General features: G+C 69.3%; 20 protein-coding genes. 12 read left to right on the top strand and 8 right to left on the bottom strand.

The window, feature by feature from the left end; all coding sequences use genetic code 11:
* Positions 1-15 precede the first annotated feature (15 nt).
* Positions 16-978 (top strand): acetaldehyde dehydrogenase (acetylating), encoded by a 963-nt coding sequence (locus PWF70_RS17065; protein WP_035751154.1) that lies wholly within the window; start codon positions 16-18, stop codon positions 976-978.
* Positions 975-1,997 (top strand): 4-hydroxy-2-oxovalerate aldolase, encoded by a 1,023-nt coding sequence (dmpG, locus tag PWF70_RS17060; protein WP_035751157.1) that lies wholly within the window; start codon positions 975-977, stop codon positions 1,995-1,997. The genes PWF70_RS17065 and dmpG overlap by 4 nt, the downstream gene beginning before the upstream one ends.
* A gap of 82 nt (positions 1,998-2,079) precedes the next feature.
* Here the strand turns inward: dmpG and PWF70_RS17055 are convergent, their stop codons facing one another.
* A complete protein-coding gene (locus PWF70_RS17055) occupies positions 2,080-4,479 on the bottom strand; it encodes an acetyl-CoA acetyltransferase (RefSeq protein WP_155225441.1) in 2,400 nt (799 codons plus the stop codon).
* A 196-nt stretch (positions 4,480-4,675) separates the two neighbouring features.
* Here PWF70_RS17055 and PWF70_RS17050 point away from each other — a divergent pair, with 196 nt between their 5' ends.
* Positions 4,676-5,899, top strand: a complete 1,224-nt coding sequence (locus PWF70_RS17050) for an acyl-CoA dehydrogenase family protein (RefSeq protein ID WP_241548771.1) — start codon at positions 4,676-4,678, stop codon at positions 5,897-5,899.
* Between the two features lie 17 nt (positions 5,900-5,916).
* Positions 5,917-7,221, top strand: coding sequence for a WS/DGAT domain-containing protein (locus tag PWF70_RS17045; protein ID WP_006357455.1), 1,305 nt, complete (start codon positions 5,917-5,919; stop codon positions 7,219-7,221).
* 247 nt (positions 7,222-7,468) lie between these two features.
* Here PWF70_RS17045 and PWF70_RS17040 read toward each other — a convergent pair whose 3' ends face one another.
* Both PWF70_RS17040 and PWF70_RS17035 read right to left on the bottom strand, forming a co-directional pair.
* Positions 7,469-8,383 carry a hypothetical protein gene (locus PWF70_RS17040; RefSeq protein WP_006357456.1) on the bottom strand — a complete coding sequence of 305 codons (915 nt, stop codon included), beginning with the start codon at positions 8,381-8,383 and terminating at the stop codon, positions 7,469-7,471.
* 82 nt (positions 8,384-8,465) lie between these two features.
* Complete coding sequence (locus tag PWF70_RS17035; RefSeq protein ID WP_006357457.1) at positions 8,466-9,038, bottom strand: HhH-GPD-type base excision DNA repair protein; 573 nt, start codon at positions 9,036-9,038, stop codon at positions 8,466-8,468.
* 139 nt (positions 9,039-9,177) lie between these two features.
* Between PWF70_RS17035 and PWF70_RS17030 the strand changes: the two genes are divergently transcribed.
* Positions 9,178-9,621 carry a hypothetical protein gene (locus PWF70_RS17030; protein WP_196813020.1) on the top strand — a complete coding sequence of 148 codons (444 nt, stop codon included), beginning with the start codon at positions 9,178-9,180 and terminating at the stop codon, positions 9,619-9,621.
* Between the two features lie 10 nt (positions 9,622-9,631).
* On the opposite strand, the gene PWF70_RS17025 is transcribed toward PWF70_RS17030, so the two are convergent.
* The 4 genes from PWF70_RS17025 to PWF70_RS17010 form a co-directional block, all read right to left on the bottom strand.
* Positions 9,632-10,336, bottom strand: coding sequence for a lysoplasmalogenase family protein (locus PWF70_RS17025; protein WP_035751167.1), 705 nt, complete (start codon positions 10,334-10,336; stop codon positions 9,632-9,634).
* A gap of 7 nt (positions 10,337-10,343) precedes the next feature.
* Entirely contained in the window at positions 10,344-11,627 is a 1,284-nt protein-coding gene (locus PWF70_RS17020; RefSeq protein ID WP_286352680.1) for an alpha/beta hydrolase, read from the bottom strand.
* A 78-nt stretch (positions 11,628-11,705) separates the two neighbouring features.
* Positions 11,706-12,608: a hypothetical protein gene (locus tag PWF70_RS17015; RefSeq protein ID WP_035751171.1), complete on the bottom strand. Its 903-nt coding sequence runs from the start codon at positions 12,606-12,608 to the stop codon at positions 11,706-11,708.
* 308 nt (positions 12,609-12,916) lie between these two features.
* Complete coding sequence (locus tag PWF70_RS17010) at positions 12,917-13,750, bottom strand: Rv1157c family protein (RefSeq protein WP_155225437.1); 834 nt, start codon at positions 13,748-13,750, stop codon at positions 12,917-12,919.
* Between the two features lie 326 nt (positions 13,751-14,076).
* Between PWF70_RS17010 and PWF70_RS17005 the strand changes: the two genes are divergently transcribed.
* The 4 genes from PWF70_RS17005 to PWF70_RS16990 are packed head-to-tail and all read left to right on the top strand — an operon-like array spanning position 14,077 to position 18,799.
* Entirely contained in the window at positions 14,077-15,165 is a 1,089-nt protein-coding gene (locus PWF70_RS17005) for a thiamine ABC transporter substrate-binding protein (RefSeq protein ID WP_279938976.1), read from the top strand.
* 7 nt (positions 15,166-15,172) lie between these two features.
* Positions 15,173-16,834 carry an ABC transporter permease gene (locus PWF70_RS17000; protein ID WP_155225436.1) on the top strand — a complete coding sequence of 554 codons (1,662 nt, stop codon included), beginning with the start codon at positions 15,173-15,175 and terminating at the stop codon, positions 16,832-16,834.
* Positions 16,831-17,889 carry an ABC transporter ATP-binding protein gene (locus PWF70_RS16995; RefSeq protein ID WP_127962697.1) on the top strand — a complete coding sequence of 353 codons (1,059 nt, stop codon included), beginning with the start codon at positions 16,831-16,833 and terminating at the stop codon, positions 17,887-17,889. The genes PWF70_RS17000 and PWF70_RS16995 overlap by 4 nt, the downstream gene beginning before the upstream one ends.
* Before the next feature lie 13 nt (positions 17,890-17,902).
* The gene (locus PWF70_RS16990; protein ID WP_286352679.1) at positions 17,903-18,799 is read left to right on the top strand and encodes an EamA family transporter; all 897 of its coding nucleotides are present in this window, start codon (positions 17,903-17,905) and stop codon (positions 18,797-18,799) included.
* 4 nt (positions 18,800-18,803) lie between these two features.
* On the opposite strand, the gene PWF70_RS16985 is transcribed toward PWF70_RS16990, so the two are convergent.
* Positions 18,804-18,980 carry a hypothetical protein gene (locus PWF70_RS16985; RefSeq protein ID WP_005198672.1) on the bottom strand — a complete coding sequence of 59 codons (177 nt, stop codon included), beginning with the start codon at positions 18,978-18,980 and terminating at the stop codon, positions 18,804-18,806.
* Between the two features lie 185 nt (positions 18,981-19,165).
* Between PWF70_RS16985 and typA the strand changes: the two genes are divergently transcribed.
* The 3 genes from typA (at position 19,166) to mshB (ending at position 23,964) form a co-directional block, all read left to right on the top strand.
* Entirely contained in the window at positions 19,166-21,076 is a 1,911-nt protein-coding gene (gene typA / locus PWF70_RS16980; RefSeq protein ID WP_006359473.1) for a translational GTPase TypA, read from the top strand.
* 66 nt (positions 21,077-21,142) lie between these two features.
* Positions 21,143-23,077 carry an ABC transporter family substrate-binding protein gene (locus PWF70_RS16975; RefSeq protein WP_286352678.1) on the top strand — a complete coding sequence of 645 codons (1,935 nt, stop codon included), beginning with the start codon at positions 21,143-21,145 and terminating at the stop codon, positions 23,075-23,077.
* Positions 23,074-23,964, top strand: a complete 891-nt coding sequence (mshB, locus tag PWF70_RS16970; RefSeq protein WP_127962700.1) for an N-acetyl-1-D-myo-inositol-2-amino-2-deoxy-alpha-D-glucopyranoside deacetylase — start codon at positions 23,074-23,076, stop codon at positions 23,962-23,964. The genes PWF70_RS16975 and mshB overlap by 4 nt, the downstream gene beginning before the upstream one ends.
* Positions 23,965-23,967 lie beyond the last annotated feature (3 nt).

Here is a 23,967-nt window from a genome sequence, read left to right as displayed (position 1 = left end):
CCAAGGAGAAGGACCATGACAACAGACACGCCACGGACCAAGGTGGCGATCATCGGCTCGGGCAACATCGGTACCGACCTGATGATCAAGGTGCTGCAGCAGTCGCAGTATCTCGAGATGGGGGCGATGGTCGGTATCGACCCCGATTCCGACGGCCTCGCGCGCGCCCGCGCAAAGGGCGTGCCGACGACGCACGAAGGTGTCGACGGCCTCACGCGCATGGAGGGGTTCGACGAGATCGAGATCGTCTTCGACGCCACCTCGGCCAAGGCTCACGTCGCCAACGACGCCCTGCTCCGCCCACTGGGCAAGCGGATGATCGACCTGACCCCGGCGGCCATCGGCCCCTTCGTCGTGCCCGCGGTCAACCTCGCCGACCACATCGACGCGGAGAACGTGAACATGGTGACCTGCGGTGGGCAGGCGACGATCCCGATCGTCGCGGCCGTCTCGCGTGTCGCGCCCGTCGCCTACGCCGAGATCGTCGCCTCCATCTCGTCACGTTCGGCCGGGCCGGGTACCCGCGCGAACATCGACGAGTTCACCGAGACCACGTCGAAGGCGATCTGCTCGGTGGGCGGCGCACAGCGCGGCAAGGCGGTCATCATCCTCAACCCCGCCGAGCCGCCGCTGATCATGCGCGACACCGTGTTCTGCCTCGTCGACGCGCCCGACGAGGGCACGCACGAGGAGATCCGGTCCTCGATCGAGAAGATGATCGGCGACGTCGCCGCCTACGTGCCCGGGTACCGCCTCAAGCAGGAGATCCAGATCGCCGCGATCCCGGCCGATCAGCCCGTCCACACCCTGCTCGAGGACGGCACCGAGATCACCCCGACGCACCAGGTGTCGGTGTTCCTCGAGGTCGAGGGCGCCGCACACTACCTGCCCGCCTATGCGGGCAACCTCGACATCATGACCTCCGCCGGCCTGCAGGTCGCCGAGCGGATCGCGCAGCAGAAGGACAACGCACGATGAGCAAGATCTTCGTCCAGGATGTGACCCTGCGCGACGGCATGCACGCCGTCCGCCACCGCATCACCCCGGAGAACGTCGGCAAGATCGTGCGCGCCCTCGACGCGGCCGGTGTCGACGCCATCGAGGTCGCCCACGGCGACGGTCTCGCCGGCGGCTCGGTCAACTACGGGCCGGGCAGCAACACCGACTGGGAGTGGATCGAGGCGGCCGCGGCCAACATCACCAACGCGCGCCTGACCACCCTGCTGTTGCCGGGCGTGGGCACCATCGAAGAACTGCAGCACGCGTACGACCTGGGTGTGCGGTCGGTGCGCGTGGCGACTCACTGCACCGAGGCCGACGTGTCGGCGCAGCACATCGCCAAGGCGCGCGAGATCGGCATGGACGTCTCGGGCTTCCTGATGATGAGTCACATGGCCGAGCCCGCGAAGCTGGCCGAGCAGGCCAAGCTGATGGAAAGCTATGGCGCACATTGCGTCTACGTGACCGACTCGGGTGGCCGATTGACCATGGACGGAGTGGCCGACCGGGTTCGGGCGTACCGCGACGTTCTCGACGCGGGCACCGAGATCGGCATCCACGCGCACGAGAATCTGTCTCTGTCGGTGGCCAATTCGGTGGTCGCGGTGGAGAACGGTGTCTACCGCGTCGACGCCTCACTCGCCGGACACGGTGCGGGAGCGGGTAACTGCCCGATCGAGGCCTTCATCGCGGTCGCGAACATCAAGGGTATGCAGCACGGTTGCGACCTCTTCGCCCTGCAGGACGCCGCCGACGACATCGTCCGCCCGCTCCAGGACCGTCCGGTGCGTGTCGACCGCGAGACGCTGACCCTCGGCTACGCGGGTGTGTACTCGAGCTTCCTGCGCCACGCGGAAGCCGCGAGTGCCCGGTACGGCGTCGACGTCCGGTCGATCCTGCTCGAGGCGGGCAACCGCAAGCTCGTCGGTGGCCAGGAGGACATGATCGTCGACATCGCACTGGATCTCGCGGCAGCGGAGACTGCGCAGGCGGGCTGAGTTCGTCCTTTTGATTCAGGTTGCGTTCTGTCCCGGGAAGCGGGACAGAACGCAACCTGAATCAGGGGCTACCCGGCGAGGATCAGCGGCCCTTCCACTCCGGAGCTCGCTTCGTCACGAACGCCATGATGCCCTCGAGGGTGTCGCCGCTGATGATCAGCGAGTCGAGCACGTTGGTGCTCGCGCGGACCGCTTCGACGGTGTCGGTGATCGCGTCCGACTGCTCCATGGTCGCGATGGACGCGCGGACCGAGGTCGGCGACGCGGCGAGGATCTCTTCGGCCACCTCGCGGGCGGTCTCGAGAACCTTTCCGGCCGGGGCGATCCGGCTGACCAGTCCGGCGGCAGCGGCCTCGGTGGCCGAGATCCGGCGACCGGTCAGGATCATGTCGCGGGCCAGTGCCGGCGGGATCAGCCGCGGAAGGCGGACCAGACCGCCTGCGGCGGCGGCCAATCCGACCTTCACCTCGGGCAGACCGAACGAGGCCTCCTCGTCGGCGACGATGATGTGGCAGGCCATGGCGATCTCACACCCGCCGCCGAGAGCGAAACCGTTGACGGCGGCGATGACCGGCTTGGGCAGGCTCGCACGTGCGGTGAGCCCGGCGAATCCGTTCTTGGGCACGGACAGTGCGGCCGGGCTGGCCGTCGCGGCGAGGTCGTTGCCCGACGAGAAGGCCTTGTCGCCCTTGCCCGTCAGGATCGCGACCCAGAGGTCGTCGTCGGCGAAGTAGGCGTCGAAGATCGAGTCCAGTTCGGCGTTGGCGGCCGGGTTGAGTGCGTTGCGCGCGTCGGGCCGGTTGATGGTCACCTCGAGCAGGTGTCCGTCGCGACGGATCTCGACGTGCGCGTAGCTGTCCCGGAACGCCGGTGCGACCACGGGGTATTTGGCGTCCATCGCCGCCTCGGTCAGCTTGACCCGGTTGCCCTTGTCGAAGGAGCGCACCACGATCTCGGTGCCGGCGGGATCGTCCGACGTCAGCAGGAGGTCGAAGAACTCGTCGTCGTCGGAGTCGAGGTTGGCGACGAACCGGGCGCCGAGGCGATCCGGCGCGGCGTCGTCGATGAGGCGGCCGATCACGACGCCGGTTCGCTTGCCGCTCTTCGACGGGATCACCGTGTAGGTCTCGATGATCGCCGGGCCGTCGGCGTCGCCGACGGTGGGAACGGTGGGCACCGCGTCGAGCTGCGCCTGGACCTTGGCGCTGTTGTCGGCGCGCCACGGTGCCGGGGTCGTCGAGTAGACGCCGGCCGCGTGCTTGCTGAGCACACCGCCGTTGGCGATGACGAGACCGAAGTCTCCGGGGGATTGCCTTACGCGCGAGACGACCTCTGCGATGGCATGCAGCGAGTAGTTGTTGCCCGGACCGCCGAAGAACGGCAGGCCGCCGGTGACGGTGAGTCCGCGCGGGTCGTCGGCGGAGAGGCCGAGCCCGTCGAGGATGTTGAAGACCGCGATCGGGAAGCAGCTGTAGATGTCGATGACCGAGACGTCGTCGAGACCGATCTCGGCGACCTCGAGCGCATGCTTCACGGCAGCGGGGGCGGCCGGTGCGGCGCCGAGGTCGGGGCGGTCCAGCGAGGTGCGCTCGACGGTCTCGGCGTGGCCGTGCAGGAAGACCCACTTCGACGGGTCGATGCCGGCGGCCTGCGCGGCCCGGATCGACATGACGACCGCGGCGGCCGACTGGTTCACCTGGTCGCGGGCGACGATGTAGCGCGTGAACGGATCGGCGACGACCCGGTTCCCGTCGGTCGGGGTGACCAGCTCGGCGGCGTCGCGTTCGGTCGGGGCGGCCGAATGCGGGTTCGCCGCGGCGACCTTCGTGAAGGGTGCGAACAGCTCGCCCATCGCGGTGGCGTACGCCTCGCGGCCCAGGCCGGTGTTGTGGCGGCGGGCGTTCTCCAGCAATGCGTACTGCGGGATCACGGAGGCGAGACCGTGACGCATCTCGGCGACGGTGATGATGCCCTTGAGGCCGAAGCCGCGGTCCTCGAGTTGTCCGCCGACGGTCTCGGCGAAGCTGGGACGCTCGTTGTCGGGCTTGGATTGCAGGTGACGCACGGTCGACATGACCTCGACGCCGAAGATGACCGCGGCGTCGGAGTCGCCCGCGGCGATGACGCCGGCGAGTTCGGTGAGCATCGTCTGCGGGGTCTGGCCGCCGGTGACGGCCTGCACGGCGCGGCGGGGGTCGGCGCCGACGCGCTTGCCCACGGCGCGGGGCATGTTGTCCGGGCGGCCGAGCGGCGACGAGGACAACGGGCTCGAGATCTCGAACGAACGGATCGCCGCGATGGTGTCGATGGAATACGCGAGGTCGGAGGCACCTGCGTCGTCGAAGGCGGCGGTGACGGCGCGCGCCGCGAGGTCCGCTTCACCCAGCGCTTCGTATCCGGGATCGGTCAGACGCTCAGAGGCCTGGCCGACACCGACCACGACGGGGGTGTTCGGATCGAGATCAGCGATCGAGATTGGCATACGCCCACAATGGCACAAACGCGTGATCGGCGTCTCAACGTGGTCTCGGATGCGCCATACCTGCGGGTTCGGCCTTCAGTGTGGCGGTGGATCCGGGCCTTGGGAACGTTGCGTTCAGCGCGGTTTCAATCGTGGCCGAAGGGCGGGGCGGCGGCGACACTTCTCGCCGAGAAGTCTGTACCGAAAGGACCATGTGATGACCGCAACCGTGCCCACGAGCACGTCGGCCGCCGGCACCACCGACGACCGGCTCGACGAGGTGTTCGCCCCGATCTTCGCTCGCATCGCCGAAGGCGCAGTGGCTCGCGAAGACGATCGCCGCCTCGCACACGACGAGGTGTCGTGGCTGCGCGAGGCGAAGTTCGGCGCGTTGCGCGTGCCGGTCGAGCTCGGCGGGTACGGCGCGTCGGTGCGTCAGGTCTTCCGGCTGCTCATCGACCTGGCCACCGCGGAGTCGAACCTCCCGCAGGCGTTGCGCGTGCACTGGTCGTTCGTCGAGGATCAGCTCAACGCGTTGCCCGATCCGGAGGCCGAGCGCTGGCTGCGCAAGGTTGCGGAGGGCACGCTCGTCGGGAACGCCATCACCGAGCCCGGTGTCGGCGCGATCGACCGCTACCAGACGCGCCTGACCCGGGACTCCGACAGCGATGACGCATGGCGCCTGGACGGCACCAAGTACTACAGCACCGGCAGCCTGTACTCCCACCACATCCTGGTCGCCGCCGACCAGGACGGTGAGCGCGTCTCGGTGCTCGTCGACGCCGACGCGCAGGGCGTCATTCAGCACGACGACTGGGACGGCTTCGGTCAGCGTCTGACCGCCAGCGGGACCACCGAGTTCAGCGGCGTGCAGGTGTCCGCGGACCGCATCCTCGGCCCGGGTTACGGCGTCTCCGGTCGCACCTACGCCACCTCGTACCTGCAGCTCGTGCAGCTGTCGGTGCTGGCGGGCATCGCGCAGCGTGCCACCGAGGACGTGAGCGAATGGGTGCGCGAACGCAAGCGCACCTTCACCCACTCGACCGCCGACCTGCCCCGCCACGATCCGCTGGTGCAGCAGGTCATCGGCCGGTTGACGGCGGCCGCCTACTCGGCGCGCACCATCGTCCTCGAGATCGCCGATCGGCTCGACCGGCTCGCCGAGACCGGCTGGCAGGACGAGAAATTGCTCGACGAGGTCGAATTCGACGTCGCCCGTGCGCAGGCGACCGTCATCCCGCTGGTGCTCGACGCGACCACCCAGCTGTTCGAGGTCGGCGGCGCGTCGATCACCTCCGAGCGGCTGCGCCTCGATCGCCACTGGCGCAACGCCCGCGTGATCTCGGTACACAATCCGCTGATCTTCAAGCTGCAGGCCATCGGCGACCACGTGCTCAACGGCACCGAGCTGCCCTACGCCTGGAGTGCCGGCCAGAAATAGGGGGCTACCCTGGCCGCATGCAGCGGATGGCGGCGGCGGACGCCGCGTCGTACTGGATGTCGGAACGCATTCCGAACGACCAGCTGCTGCTGTACTGCTTTGCCGCACCGTCGATCTCGCTCGACGAGTGCGCCCGGCGACTGTCGGCGCGGGCGAGGCACGTCGACGACCTGTGTCTACGGGTCCACGACGTCCCGGCGACCGCCGACCGTCCGTACTGGGTCTCCGCCGAACCCGCACCCGACCAGGTCCGCGTCGACACCACGACGCGGACCTGGTTGTCGTGTCTGGACACCGTCGGCGACCTCGTCGCAGATCCGCTGGTGCCGTCCCGAGCGGCCTGGCGTCTGCATCTGTTCGGTCCGGTGACCGACCTTCCGGCCGGTTGTGGTGAGTCGGTCACGGGAGTCGTTGTCGTATTGCAGATCTCGCATGCGATCGGTGACGGTCGGCGCGCATCGCAGATCGCCCGGGACCTGTTCACCGCGCCGTACGACAATCGCCGTGGTGGCGGCTTCGGAATGCCCGGGCCGGTTCGCGATGTCGGAACCCTCGCGCTGGGTGCACTGCGGTTCCCCGGAGAATTCGTCTCGACGGTCCGACGCGGAGTACAGGTCGCTCGGATTGGGAAACCGGCGAATCCGGGAAAGCCGGGTTATCCGCTGACGACACTGAACCGCAGCCCCGGGTCGCGGCGACTCCTACGGGTCATCGTGCTCGACCGCGAGCGTCTCACCGCAGCCGGGTCTCCGGTCACCGTCGCCGTGCTCGTTGCCATCTCGCAGGCGCTACCGCGATACCTGGGCGACGATTGCAGACGTCTCGGTGTAGAGCTCACGGTCGGACGATCAAATAAATCGGAAGCGCGCAACAACTTTCGCAATGTGGGGATCGATCTTCACCTCGAAGTCGACGATCCGCATGAACGAGCACGACTCGTCCGCGCCGAGATCGACGCCGCCCGTGCGGCCGACGCCGACCCCGCACGAGTCGCGCAGCGACGCGTATCGGAGGTCACTCCGGCGATCCTCACGCGCTGGGGCATCCGGGCCTTCGACCTCGACACCCGACCCGAGACGGTCACCGGCGTGACCGTGGTGTCCTCCGTCGACCGCGGTGCCGCCGACTTCGACCTCGATGGCGGCGAGATCCTGTTCACCACCGGCTTTCCCGCCCTGTCGCCGGTACAGGGCCTCACCCACGGGGTGCACGGCATCGGCGACCGCGTCGCGGTGTCGGTGACCACGAGCCCGGACGTCATGCCCGACGTCGACCGGTATGTGGAGTTGCTGCGGGCCGGTTTCGATACGACTCGTCGCTAGGGTCAACTGGAAATCGGACGTGTTGACGTTGGGGCGAGTAGGAAGGGCCGGGTTCACACGAACCCGGCCCGGGTGTTGGTCTAGCGGTGGTTTGGTTCCCGCTCAACCGCTTCCTTCCCGCGGTGTCTGTTTCCTTCCCGCGGGTGCTATCCGGTAAGCGGGAAGGGATCGGCCACGCGGAAACATCTACTACCGAAAGTCGTTGACACATCCAACGATTCGACGATCTCAGCGATCACCGTCGTGGCTAACCGTTGGTGTCTGCATCTGCCGGGGAGGCCCCGTTGCCGTTGCCGCCGGAGCCCTTGGGGCCGCGCGTGAGTCGCTTGGGCAGACGGTCGGCGAGACCGCCGAGGGGAGCCACCGTCTGATTCAGGAGGTCCACGGTCTCGGCGAGTTCGTGGACGGTGTCCTGCATGGCGATCAGGTTGGGTGCGAGCTGACCGATGACCTCGGTCAGCTCGGTGATCCGATCCAGCGGACCGCCCGGCGCGATGGCGCGTTCGACCGCGCCGCCTTCGCCGACCAGCTGATCGAGCAGACCGGCCTCGGCGGCGAACCGGTCCAGGATGCCTCCGGGCGCGGTGACCTTCTCCAGCATGCCGTCGGGTGCGGTGAGCTTGTCGACGACGCCGCCCTCGGAGGTGAGACGTTCGAGGATGCCCTCGTTCTCGGTGAACTGGTCGACGACCCCGCCGGGGCGGGTCAGGCGGTCGAGTGGGCCGTCCTTCGCGGTCAGGCGCATCAGGATGCCGCGTTCGTCGGCCATCTGGTCGAGGAGTCCGCCCTTGGCGGTGAGCTTCTCCAGCGGACCGTCGGATGCGGTCAGCCGGTCGATGACCCCGCCCGGGTTGAGGAGCCGTTCCAACGGCCCGCCCGCGGCCAGGATGCGTCCGAAGGGGCGGTCCGGACCCAGCAACTCGGACAGCTGGTTGAGAAGGGCGAGGGGGGTACGGGCCGCACTGAGTTCGTCCTCGACTCCGAAGGCCTGGGTGATCTCGTGCTGGACGCTGCCCGCGGTGATGCGTGCGATGGTGACGGCGGACTCGGCTGCAGCGAGGACCACACCGGTCACGGTGAACCCCAGCCGCAGCGGCATCTGGAGGAGCGCACGAGTCGGGTCGGTCCCGTAGGGTGCGCTTCGGTCGGGAAGAGACTCCATGGTTCCCGACACTAGGCCACCGGCTCGCGATCGTGGGTGAAGCCTGGGCGATTCGTGGGTCAGGTGACCCACGTCGGCGTCTCTACTCCGTCGCGGCCTTCGCAGCGGCCTTGGCCGCCTTCTTGAAATCGCGGACCTTCTGCAGCGAGTCGGGGTCGACGACGTCGGCGACCGAGCGGTATCCCTGCTTGCTGTAATCGCCGGCGACCTTGGTCCAACCGGACGGCTTCACGTCGAGCTGCTTGGCGACGAGCGCGACGAAGATCTTCGCCTTCTGCTCACCGAAGCCGGGCAGATCACGAAGGCGCTTCATCAGGTCGGCGCCGCTGCTCGCCTCGGTCCAGATGCGGGAGGCGTCGCCGCCGTACTCCTCGGCGACGACCTTCGCGAGCGCCTGCACGCGTCCGGCCATCGAGCGGCCGTAGCGGTGGATGGCCGGGGGAGTGGAGCAGAGGTCCGCGAAGGCCTCGGGGTCGGCGTCGGCGATCTCCACCGGGTCCATCGTGCCGAAGCGGTCGCGGATCTTGGCCGGACCGGCGAAGGCACGCTCCATCGGGAACTGCTGATCCAGCAACATCCCGACGAGCAGGGCGAACGAATCGGTCGAGAGCAGTTCGTCGGCCGCGGGTTCCTGGGCGATCTGGATCTTCGGCATGGGATCGATTCTGGCAGACGCGGTGCGCGCGCCGCTCTAGACTGCCCCCATGATCAGCGGGGAGAGCATGACGGGGCGAGCAGGATCACGAGGCGCGTTCCGCGCGGGTGTCGGAGCGGTCATCGCGGCGGTGGTGGCAATGCTCATCGGCGTCGTCGGGCCGGGGAGTGCGAACGCGATCCCGGACTACACCGAGCCGAACTTCGTCACGACCCTGAACTGCACCTCGGCGAACCCGTGGCCCGCAGGACCGGTGAAGATCCGCGTCGACGTGTTCAACAACATCCGGTTCCCGGCCGACGGTCTGCCCGGGCCGGCGATCGCGCTCATCGGCACCGATCGTGCGAAACCCGTCGCACTGGAATACACCTACGACATCACGGTGTCGTGGCGGAACCTGCGGACCGGGCGCACCGGCACCGTCTTCGTGCCGGGACGCGGATTCACCGTCAAATGGCAGGTCGACATCCATCCCGGTCGTGGTCCGGTCGCGTTCACGATCAAGCAGAAGCTCGGCGCCCTGGCGTTCAACCCGATGGTCAACCCGCAGTACTCGTCGTGCAGCGGGCGCGCGACCGCCTGACCGGTCTCGATCAGCGTCGACGCAAGCGTTCGGCGAGTCCGCCTATGAGCAGGTACTGCGCGGCGAAGTAGCTGGCGAGCACCCACGCCTCGCCCGCCACCCGGACGCGCGGGTCGGTGACGAGGTGGCGGCGGTTGATGATCGCCAGATCCGACAGCAGGAACGTCACGCCGCCGATCCGCAACCGCGGCTGCGGATCGGACATGGCGCTCGCGGTCGCCGACATCGTCGCGAGGGTGTTGCCGTACGTGCCCAGGACGGGCAGCAGCGCCGGCCGGTGACGGGCCAGCACCGCGGCCGATTCGGCGAGCACCCCGACCCGGGGGAGCAGCTGTCTCGCCGACGGCCGGGCACCCGCGCGCCACATCGTCGCGACGTAACTCAACTGGGCTCCGGCGAACAAGGTCGCGCCGAGTCGCAGGTAGCGGTCCTTGGCGACCGGCTCGGTCTCGAACTCCTCGAGCAGCATCAGTCGGTCGCCGGCCATCGAGAATGCCAGTGCGCCCGCCAATCCGGCGTTGTCGAGGGCGTCGCGCTCACGTGCCCCGGCCGCCGCCTGTGCCACCAGCAGCAGCATCGGCAGTGGCTTGGTCAGGCCCGCCGCCCGCCGGTGACCGAGAGCGCCGGTGACGGTGGCCGCCGCTGTCGTCGCCGCATAGGCGAGATCGAACGCCCGTTGCTTAGACAGGCGACGGTCCGGAAGACGGCGACCCATCATCGACTCACTTCAGGACTTTGGCGATGAAGGCGCGGATGTCGTTGTCGGACAACTTCGCCGACTGCGCAGCGTCGAGGGTGAGGTAGGTGCGGGCCTGCACCTTGCGATCGGCACGCGCCTGGTTCAGGTACTTCAAGGACAGCGGCACGACGACCGACGTGTCCTGGAGCGACTGGGTCATGATCACCGGCTTGACGAAGCCACGGCTCGGCAGGGCGGTGGCCTCGGTCAGCAGATTCGTCAGATCCGTGTTCTCCGACACCGGCTTGGCGAAGAGGGATCCCATGGCGAGACCGTCGACGTTCTTTCGGAACTCGGTGATGCATTCGTTGGCGGCCTTGGCCATCCACTTCTTACCGGTGTCGGTGAGCAGCGAGTCGACGTCGAGTCCCGGACGCACATTGCGGATCGCGCTGAGCGTGTACAGCGCGTCGGCGGCGAGACCGGACGGGATGCTCGCCGACGACGGTCCGAGATTGGCGAGGAGCGCTCCGAACTCGGCGGGGATCGACGTAGCCGCCGCGCCCTTGAAGTCCAGCGAGCTGCGCGCCTGCAGCTTCGGCGCGAGGCGAGCCAGCGTGATCGCGGCCGCGGCACCCTGACCCTCGCCGACGACGGCCCACGAGCGCGACACGGTGTCGGAGACGTCGTGTGCGGCGCTCACCGCGTCGACGATGTTGCGGGCGGTGGCCTCGAGGTCGTAGTACTGCGGGGTTCCCGGTGTGCCGACGCCCGCGTAATCGGTGGAGACGACGGCGTAGCCGCGGCCGAGCCACCGGCTCAGTTCAGTGGTGTCGTCCTTGGTCGGACGCTCCGACGGTGCGCACTTGTCGGCGATGCCGCGCGAGCCGTGCGCCCACGCGACGACCGGCCAGCCGCCGGCAGGTGCCCGGCCGGCCGGGACCATCAGCACGCCGGACGACAGGTGCGCCTTGCCGTCGGCGCCGGTACTCCAGTAGGTGAAGTCGTTGCCGGCGGCGGAGCCGGCGACCATGCGGTTACGGGGCAGGTCACGGTTGGCGTAGACGGCACCCGGCGCCTGGCCGGGGCCACGGGTGTCGATCGTGCCCGCGTTGTCGTCGGCGGGTGCGCCCGTTTCCTCGTCGGTGGCGTCGGTGGTTGCGCCGGGCGAGGGGGTGCTGGTCGACGGGGTGGTCGTGGTGGGTTCCGCGGCGGCCTCGGCAACGAGGCCGAAGGAGGTCAGGCCCATGGTGAGGGCTGCGGCGACCGCGACCGTGCGGGCGATGGAGGCACTCCGACGGGTGGAAGAGATGCCGTGCGTGTTCATGTGTCGTCTATTCGTTCGGTGTGGCGGTGGGGGTGGAAAGGTCAACGGCGAGAAGAGATCTCACGCGTAGACCGGGAGTCAGGCGTTGACGATGCCGACGGCCGGGAGGAACCAGCAGTTCTGGGAGCCGTTCTGCGCGGTGCCGAAGACCGCGGACAGGATGGTGCCCTTACCGGTCTTCACCGGGGCGAGACGCACACCCGAGAGCAGGGGCAGGGCGGTGAGGGTGGCGCCGTTCTTCAGCGGTTCGAGGTCGGCGAAGCCGCCCTGCAGAGTGCTGGTGTTGAACCAGGCGACCTGCATGGTGCCACCCTTTCCGGCCTTCGGGGAGGCCGGCACGAAGGCGTATGCGGTCTCGCCGTTCTCGACCACGTTCATCTTGTCCGGGATGCCTGCGATCGGCAGCATGTCGAGGAGCGGCTTGAGCCCGGCGATCGGATCGGTCTTCAGCGGCCACGGGCCCGCGACCGCGCCGGCGCCCGCGGTGACCAGACCGAGCGGGTTGTCGGGGGTGGGGGTCGTGCAGAAGGGGGCGACGGACGGGGTCAAGGTCTGGATGCCCAGGCTCTTCAGCAGTGCCAGCGGATCGGTGGAGGCCACCGGTCGGGGTGTCCCCGCAGCGGGAGCGGCGGCCGGCTGGGGCTGCGATGCGTCGAAGGGCAGCGCACCGGCACGTCCGACGACGTCCTGGACGGACAGCTGTCCGGAGCTGCCCATGACCGCCTGTGCGGCCTGGAGGGCCATCTGGTCGACGCCCGCCGACTTCAGCAGACGGACCGCGCCGGCCAGTTCTGCGTCGAACGGGATGGAATACGCGCTCAGCATGTTCGGCGGGAGGAGGGGGAGCGATGGGGCGGCCGAGGCCGGGGCGGTCGAGGTGACCGCTGCTGCGGCCATCGCCACGCCCACCAGGCCCACGCCGCAGCGCCGGATTCCGCGCCGACCGATCAGTGGACGTGTGAATCGAGACGTGATGGACATGGCACTCCTTCGAACAGCCGAACACCCCGCCACGTGTGGCGGGTGTGACAGATGGGACTTGAGTTAAAAGAGACCACGTGTGAGACGACTGCGGCAAGTCGCGAGTCCGAGCTGTGACATGCGCGCGATCGGTGAGATACCGACATTTCCGACGACCTGGGGTTTTGTCCTCGTAGCGAGTGAGACCGCCGCCACAGTCGGTTCGCGACACGTGGCGCGCGGGACGTCGCCGAGCGGATAACGGTCACAGAGACAACGACACCCCGGCGAAGTGCCGGGGTGTCGGTGAAGGAGAAGTCGACCGCAGGTCAGATGACGGCGAGGCCGATCACCGGCACGATCGTGCAGGACACGACCTGCTCCTTGGTCTTGGTGGTCACGTTTCCGTGGATCGCGGAGATGACGCGGCCCTTGCCGGTCCGGGCGATGCCGGTGAAGGTGCCGGGGCCGTCCTTGACGTTGATCTTCGGGTTCCGCTTCAGCGTGGTGGTACCGGTGCGGCCGGTGTCGACGTTGAGCCAGCTCACGATCAGCGGCTTCGCCTTGTTGTCGATGGCGGGGCCGGTGCCGAGTGCGGTGTAGACGTAGCCGCCCTCGCCGCGCTTCGGGCCGGGTGCCGGTGCTTCCTGGGGGCCTGCGGTGACCAGGGCGCGGCCCAGCGAGCCGCCGCCGGGGATGCAGCCGAGACCGAAGGTCGGGTACAGGAATTCCTGGATCTTCGGAGCGTTGGGGCCCTTCGGGATCTCCGGATCGCCGGGCTTGGGCTCGGCGGCCAGCTGGCGTGCGGCGGCCTTGCGTCCGGGCTCACCGAGGAAGTCGGCGACCGAACGCCAGACCTTGGAGACCTCGGCGGGCATTCCCGGCGTGTTGGCGAAGGCTTCGGCCTGCTGGAGGAGCTGGGCGTTGACCTTGCCGTCGGGGCCGGGGGTGGCCACCGAGCCGATGATCGCCGGGGCGAACGCACCGAGCGAGTCCAGCACGCGCTGGTCGACCTTGGGAGCGGGCGCGGCGCCGGCGACCGCCGGGAGTGCGAGGCCGGCCGCGGCGACGAGGGCCGAGGCGCTGAGGAACAGGCGGTTGCGCCGGGTCCGGTGCGGGCGAGAGGTGGTCGAACGCAACCTCGACGGCCGTGTGAAACGCACTGGTGGTGTCCTATCGGTCGTGGCGCTGCGTCGGCTGGGAGAACAAGCTTCGTGCGCCTCGTGGTCGTGTGGATCCTGGTCGTGGAAATTGCCCGGGGATTGACGGGTGTTCATCGATCTTCCCACCCCGGACGTCGCGGGTCATTCTAAGCCCCTCGATGTCTTCTGTGTCCAGGTAGTCCGGCGGGTTGCGACTGTGACGTATGTGGTTATTGATGCAATTGTTACAGAAGTGATCTTTCGGGCGGCAAATCGTGCGTCGCGACGCCACCTGGTTGGATATGGGGGTGGATGGGACAGGGACAGCGAGTCGCAAGGAGTCGGATGTGACCCAACTGCCGGGCGTGAACGAGCTGCAGGCCGAGAGTGGCGGCCGTCGGCGTGGGTGGTCGGGGATCGCCTCCCGGGCCGTCGCACTCACCGTCGGAGTGGGACTGGTCTTCACGACGGCGGTTGCCTGCGCCGACGAGTCGACGACAGGCGGACAGGTCACCCTGCTGACTCACGAGTCCTTCGAACTGCCCGAATCGGTCATCGACGGGTTCCGCCGGCAGACCGGGCTCACCCTCGAGATCGTGCGCTCGGGCGACGCCGGACAGCTGGCGTCGACCGTGTCGTTGACCCCCGGCGCACCCAAGGGTGATGCGGTCTACGGCATCGACAACACCTTCGCGTCCCGGCCGATCGAAGCGGGAGCCCTGGAGTCCTACGAGTCGCCGCTCGCCGTCGACGGGGCCGACGAGTACGCGGTGCCCGGTGCGGCCGACAAGCTGACCGCCGTCGACCGCGGCGACGTCTGCCTCAACATCGACGACGCCTGGTACGAATCACGATCGCTGACTCCACCGGCGAGCTTCCGCGACCTGGTCAAGCCGGAGTATGCGTCGCAAACGGTGCTGACCGATCCCGCGACCTCCTCACCCGGCACGGCCTTTCTGCTGACGACGGTCGGTGCCCTCGGCGACGGCTGGCAGGACTACTGGAAGCGGGTCGTCGGCGGTGGCGCGACCATCGTCTCCGGCTGGGAGGTCGCCTACAACCAGTTGTTCAGCGCGGGGGAAGGGAAGGGCGACAAGCCGATCGTGCTGTCGTACGCGTCCTCGCCCGCCGCGACCCCCGACACCAGCGCCCTTCTCGACAGTTGCTTCCCGCAGGTCGAGTACATCGGCATCCTCAAGGGCACCCGCAACTCCACCGGTGCGCGCAAGCTCGTCGACTACATGCTGAGCCCGGAGGTGCAGTCCGCGCTGCCGGAGTCGATGTACGTGTACCCGGTGCAGCGCGACGTCGAACTGCCCGAGGGCTGGCCGGCCCGCGCGGCCGTGCCGGAGTGGATGTCCTCGCTGCCGCCCGCCACGATCGCGGAGAACCGCGAGAGCTGGCTCGATCAGTGGCGTGACGCTGTCGGCAGGTGACAACCCGGTGAGCCGGGCAGGGGCGCGGCCCGCGGGCCGGACGGCGACGGTCGCCGGCCGGGTGGCACTACGTCTGATCCCGGCTCTGTTCATCGCAGTCCTCTTCGCCTGGCCGGTGCTCGCTCTCGTCCGCCGCGCGGTGAACCTGGCCGCGGCGTCGGGGGAGCGACTCGGTGAACTCCTCACCCGCACAGACGCACTCGCGCTCCTGGGGGTGACCCTCGGGCAGGCGGCGGCCTCGACCGTGCTGGCGCTCGTCGCGGCCGCACCGATCGCGTGGCTGTACGCCCATGTCGGCGGGCGGGCCTCGGTCCTCCTCGCCGTCGTGGTGACGGTGCCGTTCGTGTTGCCGACGGTGGTCGTCGGCGTCGCCTTCCGGTCGCTGCTGACCGGCCCACTGTCCTTCCTGCACATCCAATCCGGTCTCGGTGCGGTGCTGGCCGCGCACGTGTTCATCAACGTCGCCGTCGTCGTCCGCGTGGTCGGCGCGGCATGGCGGAACCTCGACCCCCGGTTGCTCGAGGCGGCGCGCACGCTCGGCGCCGGGCGGCTGCGTGCGACGCTGACGGTGGTGATCCCTCGACTGCTGCCCGCCATCGCCGGTGCCGCCGCACTGATCTTCTTGTTCTGTTCCACCAGCTTCGGCGTCGTGATCATCCTCGGTGCGGGGGAGTTGCGCACCCTCGAGACCGAGATATACACCCAGGCAATCGGCTACTTCCGTATCCCCGAGGCGGTGGTGCTGTCGATGGTGCAGATCGTCGTCGTGTTCGCGGCGCTGATGCTCACCCGCGTGTTCGCCGACCCCGCCGGGACGGGTTCGGCCCGTGGCGGTGTCGAACGGCGTCGGCGTGATGCGGCATTCGTGCACGGGCGGTTCGTGCGCCCGGCGATGTGGCTGGTGAGCGTGTGGACGGTGGTGCTGCTCGTCGGGCCGGTCGTTGTTCTGATCGCGCGGTCGGTGCGGCCGACGGTCGGCGGGGAATGGACGCTCGCCGGGTATCGCGCCCTCGCCGAACCGGTCAACGGGGTCACGCCGCTGGAGAGTCTCGAGTACTCGCTGGTGTCGGCGGCGTTCGCGACCGTCATCGCGCTGGTGGTGGGCGTGCTCGCCGCCGTCGCGCTCCATCGCTCCCGCGGGGTGGTCGGCGCGATCGCCTCGGCCATCTCCCTGGTTCCGCTCGGGATCAGTGCTGTCACATTGGGATTCGGATACCTGATCGTGCTGGCGTCGATGCCCTATGCCATCGCGGCGTCGCCGGCGATCATCCCGTGCGTGCAGGCGCTGATCGCCATCCCGATGGTCATCCGCATCATGCTCCCCGCGCTGGAATCGGTACCGGTCCGGCTGCGGCAGGCCGCCGCGACGCTGGGCGCCCGGCCCGCCCGCGTGTTCGCGACCGTCGACCTGCCGATCGTCGGCCGTTCGATGGGTGCGGCCGCCGGTTTCGCCTTCGTGATGGCGCTCGGCGAGTTCGGGGCCAGCAGCTTCCTGGCCCGTGCCGACACGACGACCCTGCCGGTGCTGATCGGCTCTGCGCTCAACCGGCCGGGCGCCGCCAACCTCGCGACCGCGATGGCCGCGTCCGTGGTGCTGGTCGCCGCGACGACCCTCGCCGTGCTGGTGGTCGAGGCGTTCCGTCCCCGATCGGAGGTGCCGCTGCTGTGAACGGAGAAGGCCCCGCGACGAGGTCCCATGCCCTCCTCGAGATCTCCGACCTCGCCGTCGCCTACGGCGGGCACACCGTGATCGACGGATTGTCCTGGCAGGTCGGGGGATCGGGGTCGCTGGTGACCGCCGTCCTCGGGCCGTCAGGGTGCGGAAAGTCGACGCTGCTCCGCGCCGTCGCCGGGCTGGAGCAGCCGACCCGCGGGGTCGTGCGCTTCGACGGTCAGGACCTCGCCGGGGTGGAGGTACACCGACGCGACTTCGGGGTGGTCTTCCAGGACGGACAGCTTTTCGGCGGACGCAGCGTGGCGTCGAACATCGGCTACGGACTGCGGATGCGGCGCTGGTCGCGTCGCCGGATCGCCGATCGCGTGACCGAGCTGCTCGACGTCGTCGGTCTCCCCGGCTTCGAGAAGCGTTCCGTCGACACCCTTTCCGGAGGGCAGGCGCAACGAGTCGCACTGGCGCGTGCCCTCGCTCCGCATCCGCGGCTGCTCCTGCTCGACGAACCCCTGGCCGCACTCGACCGACGCCTGAGAGATGAGCTGGCGGTGGAGATCTCGGAGATCGTGCGCGCGGCCGGCGTACCGACCGTCGTCGTCACCCACGATCACGCCGAGGCCGCGACCATGGCCGACGAGATCGCGGTCATGCGCGACGGCGCGATGGTGCAGGTCGCCACGCCCTCACAGCTGTGGCGACGTCCGCTGGACGAGTGGACGGCACAGTTCCTCGGCGTCACCACCGTCGTCGACGCGCAGGTGCGCGCCGGAATCGCCGACACCGTGCTCGGCGAGATCGCCCTCGACCTGCCCGACGGTTCGCGCCGGCTCGGGCTCCGCCCGGAGTCGGTCGAGGTCGTGGGTCCGGCAGGCACGGACGATCCGGGCGGGAGCCTCGCGACGGTCGTGCTCGTCGCCGAACTTCCGGCCGGTCCACGCGTGCGCATCGAGACGGCGGTCGGCGAGATCGACGCCGTGGCAGACGAATCCGTTGCCATCGGCGACCGGGTGCGGATCCGCCTGGTACCCGAGCGGGTCGCGGTCATCGGGTGACGACGGCCGCCTGATGACGGATACCGCGCGACGCGACCTCCTGCTCCCACCGGGATTGATGGTGCTCGGCGCGACGTCGATGTATCTCGGTGCGGCGGTCGCCGTCGGCCTCTTCGACGACGTCGCTCCATCGGCGGTGGCGTGGCTGCGCATCGCCGGCGCCGCACTGGTGCTGCTGATCTGGGTCCGGCCGCCGCGGCAGGCGTGGCAGTGGTCTCGCCTGCGGCTTGCCGGATGCTTCGGCCTGATCACCGCGGGAATGAACATCACCTTCTACGAGGCGCTGGCACGCCTGCCGATGGGTACGACCGTCGCGCTGGAGTTCCTCGGCCCGATCACGGTGGCGGCCTTGGGTTCCCGCACCCGACGCGACATCGCGGCACTCGTGCTCGCGGGGCTCGGCGTCGTCCTCATCGCCGACGTCCGATGGTCGGGGACCGGCGTGGGAGTGCTGCTCGCGCTGGCCGCCGCTGCGTGCTGGGCCGGTTACATCGTGCTGGGGAAGCGGGTCGCGGCGCGCGGGGCGGGCGTCGAGGACCTCGCCACGGGCTTCGTGATCGCCGCCCTCGTGACCTCGCCGCTGGCGTGGTGGGTGCTGGAGGCGGTAGCCGGTCGGGGTTCTTCCGAGGCGGTGGGCGATGGGGTCTCTCCGGTCGCGCTGATCGGCCAGGGCCTGGTCCTGGGCGTGGCGTCGACCGCGATCCCGTACGCCCTCGACCAGGTCGTGCTGCGTCGCGTCGGGCGAGCGCGGTTCGCGATCCTGCTCGCGCTGCTCCCGGTGACGGCCGCGGTGATCGGCCTGATCGTCCTCGGTCAGGTTCCGCGGCCGCTGGAGGCCGTCGGGATCGCGGCAGTCGCGCTGGCGGTGGCGGTCCGATCGGTCGATGAGGACGAGATCCCGCCGAGCTGAGTGCTCAGGCGGCGCGTGCCTTCTTCAGCGCCTTGCTGAGTTCCTTCTTGCTCATGTCCGAGGTGTCGAGCTTGCGCATCCGGTGGATCACCACGGGACACCGCACGCACCGCGTGGTGCTCTTGCAGCATTTCTTCTTGGGCTTCAGAGAGCCCACCTTGGCCGCGTCGACCTTACCCATGCGGCGAGGTTAGCAGACCCTAATAACGGGTGCTCGGAAGCCTGTGATCGCGGTCTCACCACATAAACCGATACTCTGTAGCGTTGAATCCCTAGGTGATCTGCACTTGTCGCCGGTCAGAGCTGTTCGGCCGCGAGCTGAATGCCTGCCGCCGAGGCGGTCCCCATCAACACGAAAGAGAGCCTGTGAGCGCTGCCCCCACCTTCCGGAACGTCGCCATCGTCGCGCACGTCGACCACGGAAAGACCACCCTCGTCGACGCCATGTTGCGCCAGTCCGGCGTCTTCGGAGAGCGCGCCGAGGTCGTCGACCGGGTGATGGACTCCGGCGACCTCGAACGTGAGAAGGGCATCACCATTCTCGCCAAGAACACCTCGGTTCACCGGCGCCAGCCGGATGGCACCGAGGTGGTCATCAACGTCATCGACACCCCCGGCCACGCCGACTTCGGCGGTGAGGTCGAGCGCGGCCTGTCGATGGTCGACGGGGTCGTGCTGCTGGTCGACTCGTCCGAGGGGCCGCTCCCGCAGACGCGCTTCGTGCTCCGCAAGGCCCTCGCCGCCGAGCTTCCGGTGATCGTGGTCGTCAACAAGACCGACCGCCCCGACGCGCGCATCCAGGAAGTCGTCGACGAGACGCAGGACCTGCTCCTCGACCTCGCCTCCGACCTCGACGAGGAAGCCGCGAAGGCAGCCGAGCTCGTGCTCGAACTCCCGGTGCTCTACGCCTCCGGCCGCGCTGGCGTGTGTTCCATCGAGCAGCCGGCCAACGGCGAGATCCCGGACGCCGAGAACCTCGACGCATTCTTCGACGTCCTGCTCGAGCACGTCCCGGCGCCCAAGGGCGATCCGGAGGCCCCGCTGCAGGCCCACGTCACCAACCTCGACGCGTCGGCCTTCCTCGGCCGTCTCGCGCTCGTCCGCATCCACAACGGCACCCTGCGCAAGGGTCAGCAGGTGTCCTGGTGCCGCGAGGTCGACGGTGAGCCCGTCGTCGAGCGCGCCAAGATCACCGAACTCCTCGCCACAGTCGGCGTCGAACGCGCACCGGCGGAGTCGGCGGTCGCCGGCGACATCGTGGCCGTCGCGGGTATGCCGGAGATCATGATCGGCGACACCCTCGCCGACCTCGAGAACCCGAAGCCGCTGCCGCGCATCACCGTCGACGAGCCGGCCATCTCGGTCACCATCGGCACCAACTCCTCGCCACTGGCGGGTCGCGTGTCCGGTCACAAGCTGACCGCCCGCATGGTGAAGCAGCGCCTCGACTCCGAGCTCATCGGCAATGTGTCGCTGCGCGTGCTCGACATCGGCCGCCCGGACGCCTGGGAGGTACAGGGTCGAGGTGAGCTCGCGCTCGCGATCCTCGTCGAGCAGATGCGTCGCGAGGGCTTCGAGCTGACCGTCGGCAAGCCGCAGGTGGTCACCCGCAAGGTCGACGGCAAGGTCCAGGAGCCGTTCGAGCACCTGACGGTCGATGTGCCCGAGGAGTACCTCGGTGCGGTCACCCAGCTGCTGGCCGCCCGCAAGGGCCGCATGGAGCAGATGAACAACCACGGCACCGGCTGGGTCCGCATGGAGTTCATCGTCCCGTCGCGCGGTCTGATCGGCTTCCGCACCGACTTCCTCACCGAGACCCGCGGTACCGGTATCGCCAACGCCGTCTTCGACGGTTACGACGCCTGGGCCGGCGAGATCCGCGCCCGCCACACCGGCTCGCTCGTGAGCGACCGCTCCGGCACGGTGACCCCGTTCGCGATGATCCAGCTCGCCGACCGCGGCACGTTCTTCGTCAACCCGGGCGACGACAGCTACGAAGGTCACGTCGTGGGTATCAACCCGCGTCACGAGGACCTCGACATCAACGTCACCCGCGAGAAGAAGCTGACCAACATGCGTCAGTCCTCCGCCGACGTGATGGAGACGCTGGCCAAGCCCATGCAGCTCGATCTCGAGGCCGCCATGGAATTCTGTGCCGCCGACGAGTGTGTCGAGGTCACCCCTGAGGTCGTACGGGTGCGTAAGGTGCACCTGGACTCGAACACCCGCGCCCGTGAGCGTTCGCGGGCCAAGTCCCGGGACGCCGCGGTCAGCTGACCGCCGAGCCGGTCTCTCGCGCGAGCGGGAGACCGGCACTCGTCCGATCGACCGAGAAGCATCTTCATGGGGGTATCCGAGGTGAAACGCGCGAGGCCACAGGGTCGCGACGCCACGAACCGGACCCGGGGCCGTGTGCTCGGGTTGCTCTCGTGCGGCGCCGCTCTGCTCATCGCCCTGACGGCGTGCACGGCGGATCCGCCGCCGCCCGTCCGCGACACCGGTCCGCCGCCGACGCCGACCGAGTACCCGGTCGCGAAGACGGTCTTCATCGCCACCGACTCGGTCGGCAACGGGTTCAACCCGCACATCGCGGCCGACCAGAATCCGGTGACCACCGCGGTCGCCGCGATGACACTGCCGAGCGCCTTCTCGCCCGTGCAGACACCTGCCGGACCTGTCTGGGAACTCCAGCGCCACTTCGTCACCACCGCGGAGGTGACGTCGCGGCAGCCGTTCACGGTGACCTACCGGATCCACACCGACGCCCAGTGGTCCGACGGCCTGCCGGTCACCGGCGACGACTTCAGCTACCTGTGGCAGCAGATGTCGCGTCAGCCCAACGTGGTGGCCCCGGCCGGCTACCGCCTCATCGACTCCGTGCAGTCCCGCGAGGGCGGCAAGCTCGTCGAGGTGCGCTTCGAGCGGCCGTACCCGGCCTGGCGCGAGCTGTTCACCGGCCTGCTGCCCAGTCACGTCCTCAAGGGCGCCCCCGCCGGCTTCCAGACCGGCATGGACACCGGCAAGCCGGTGTCGGCCGGCCCGTACGCGATCGTCGGGATCGACAAGACCCGCGACGAGGTGCGGCTGGCCCGCAACGACCGCTACTGGGTGACACCGCCCCGACTCGACCAGGTCGTGCTCCGCCGCGCGGGCAACAACGCCCAGATGCTCGACTCCGTCCGTTCCGGCGACTCCGAGATCGTCGCGCTCGGGGCCTCGCCGGCGACCGCCGCCGAACTCTCGGCACTACCCGGCCTGGAGACCGAACGCAGCCTCACCTCGAGGTCACTGGGGATCAGCGTCAACGCCCGCACCGACGCGATGAGCTCGGTCGAGCTGCGGCGCGCGATCCTCGGCCTCGTCGACGCGCGGCTGACCACTTTCGCCGGTGCGGGGGACTGGATCGTGGAGCCGTACGCGAACACCGTCTTCGCGCCGTCCGACCCCGGGTACACGCCCGTCTCGCGGGCGCGACCCGATCGTGCCGCGGTCGACGCGCTCCTCGCCGACGCCGGATACCGCCGGGCGGACCCGGAGACGGCCGGAGAGGCCTCGCCCGTCCCCGAGCCATCCACCGGTGCGCCTGCGTCGGAATCGCCTTCTGCGTCGGGCTCGTCCACGCCGTCGACCCCGGCGGCGACGCCGACCCCCGGTGCGGTCGAGGTCGCCAAGCTGCCCGAGGGCGTCCTGCCGTTCCAGAAGGAGGGCCAGGACCTCCTCGTGCGTGTCGGCGCCGTCGCCGGTGACCCCCGCGCCACGTCGGCCGCGGCGAGCGTCGTCGACCAGCTCCGCAGCGCCGGAATCCGTGCCCAGGTGGTGACGATGCCGAACAGCGAGCTGTACGGCTCGGCGCTGACCCAGAAGCGCGTCGACCTCGTCGTCGGCTGGACCGGACTCGGTGTGCCGCCCGCGGCGTCACTGGCATCGCAGGTCGACTGCAACCAACCCAAACCGAGCACCGAGCCGTCGCCCGCCACACCGCCGACCCCGACCAGCATCGCGCCGAGCGGTGGGGACGTCGGCGACAGCTACGCCAGCAACATCTCCGGTCTCTGCGATCCCACGCTGATCGAACTCGCACGCAACGCGATGTCCGAGAACGACCCGATCTCGACGCTGAAGCAGGCGGAGCCGCTGCTGGCCGCGCAGGCCATCTACCTGCCGCTGTACCAGGATTCGATGATCGTCGGCGTCACGCCCGAGGTACGCGATGTGCCGCTCACCGGCCCGATCCAGGAGTCGATCTTCGGGACCGCGGTCAACTGGGAACTCTCGTGACCGACGCTTCTCCCACCGCCGACCGGCGGCTGCTGCTCGTCCACGCCCACCCCGACGACGAGACGATCATGACCGGCGGGACCATCGCCCGCTACCTCGCCGAAGGCGTCGACGTTCGCGTCCTGACCTTCACCCTCGGTGAAGAGGGCGAGGTCATCGGAGACGAGTTCGCACAGCTCGTCTCCGACGGCGGCGCCGACCAGCTCGGCGGGTACCGCATCGCCGAACTGACCCGTGCCCTCGCCGCACTCAGCCCGGCCGACGGGCCGGCCCTGACGCCCCGCTTCCTCGGCGGGGCCGGCCGCTGGCGTGACTCCGGCATGGCCGGGGCGCCGTCGGCGGACCACCCGCGCGCGCTCGTCCGGGCGCCGTTCGACGAGCCGGTCGGCGTGCTGTTCGACCTGCTCCTCGGCTTCGCCCCGCAGGTCGTCGTCAGCTACGACGCGTCGGGCACCTACGGCCATCCCGACCACAAACTCGTCCACGAGGTCACCGCGGCCGCGGTCGCGCGTGCCCGGGAGGCCGGTGCGGGCCCGGCGAAGCTGTACGAGTCGGTCACCGAGCGCAGCGCCCTGGAGAACGGTCTCGCGGCGGCTCGCGCCGTGCCGGACGGTTGGCGGATGCCGCGGCCCGGCGAACTGCCGAGCTACCCCGACGACCGGATCACCACCGAGGTCGACGTGCGGGCGTACTACTCGCACAAGGTCGCCGGACTCGCCGCGCACGCCACGCAGGTGACCGTCGCGCCGTCGGGGACCGAGTACGCGCTGTCGAACAACATCCTGCAGCCGATCCACGACCACGAGCACTTCATCCTCACCGACCACGATCCGCGTGAGGCCCCCGGCGGCGACCGGGAGACGGACCTCTTCGCCGGGATCGGATAGCGA

Source organism: Gordonia sp. Swx-4 (genome assembly GCF_030316175.1).
Taxonomy (GTDB): domain Bacteria; phylum Actinomycetota; class Actinomycetes; order Mycobacteriales; family Mycobacteriaceae; genus Gordonia; species Gordonia alkanivorans.
This window is presented reverse-complemented; position numbering and strand designations above follow the sequence as displayed.

What these genes read in the sequence shown, in the direction of transcription:
- PWF70_RS17065 (WP_035751154.1), top strand. Translation starts at nt 16, where the DNA reads ATGACAACAGACACGCCACGGACCAAGGTGGCGATCATCGGCTCGGGC.
- dmpG (WP_035751157.1), top strand. Translation starts at nt 975, where the DNA reads ATGAGCAAGATCTTCGTCCAGGATGTGACCCTGCGCGACGGCATGCAC.
- PWF70_RS17055 (WP_155225441.1), bottom strand. Translation starts at nt 4,479, where the DNA reads ATGCCAATCTCGATCGCTGATCTCGATCCGAACACCCCCGTCGTGGTC.
- PWF70_RS17050 (WP_241548771.1), top strand. Translation starts at nt 4,676, where the DNA reads ATGACCGCAACCGTGCCCACGAGCACGTCGGCCGCCGGCACCACCGAC.
- PWF70_RS17045 (WP_006357455.1), top strand. Translation starts at nt 5,917, where the DNA reads ATGCAGCGGATGGCGGCGGCGGACGCCGCGTCGTACTGGATGTCGGAA.
- PWF70_RS17040 (WP_006357456.1), bottom strand. Translation starts at nt 8,383, where the DNA reads ATGGAGTCTCTTCCCGACCGAAGCGCACCCTACGGGACCGACCCGACT.
- PWF70_RS17035 (WP_006357457.1), bottom strand. Translation starts at nt 9,038, where the DNA reads ATGCCGAAGATCCAGATCGCCCAGGAACCCGCGGCCGACGAACTGCTC.
- PWF70_RS17030 (WP_196813020.1), top strand. Translation starts at nt 9,178, where the DNA reads ATGCTCATCGGCGTCGTCGGGCCGGGGAGTGCGAACGCGATCCCGGAC.
- PWF70_RS17025 (WP_035751167.1), bottom strand. Translation starts at nt 10,336, where the DNA reads ATGGGTCGCCGTCTTCCGGACCGTCGCCTGTCTAAGCAACGGGCGTTC.
- PWF70_RS17020 (WP_286352680.1), bottom strand. Translation starts at nt 11,627, where the DNA reads ATGAACACGCACGGCATCTCTTCCACCCGTCGGAGTGCCTCCATCGCC.
- PWF70_RS17015 (WP_035751171.1), bottom strand. Translation starts at nt 12,608, where the DNA reads ATGTCCATCACGTCTCGATTCACACGTCCACTGATCGGTCGGCGCGGA.
- PWF70_RS16990 (WP_286352679.1), top strand. Translation starts at nt 17,903, where the DNA reads ATGACGGATACCGCGCGACGCGACCTCCTGCTCCCACCGGGATTGATG.
- PWF70_RS16985 (WP_005198672.1), bottom strand. Translation starts at nt 18,980, where the DNA reads ATGGGTAAGGTCGACGCGGCCAAGGTGGGCTCTCTGAAGCCCAAGAAG.
- PWF70_RS16975 (WP_286352678.1), top strand. Translation starts at nt 21,143, where the DNA reads ATGGGGGTATCCGAGGTGAAACGCGCGAGGCCACAGGGTCGCGACGCC.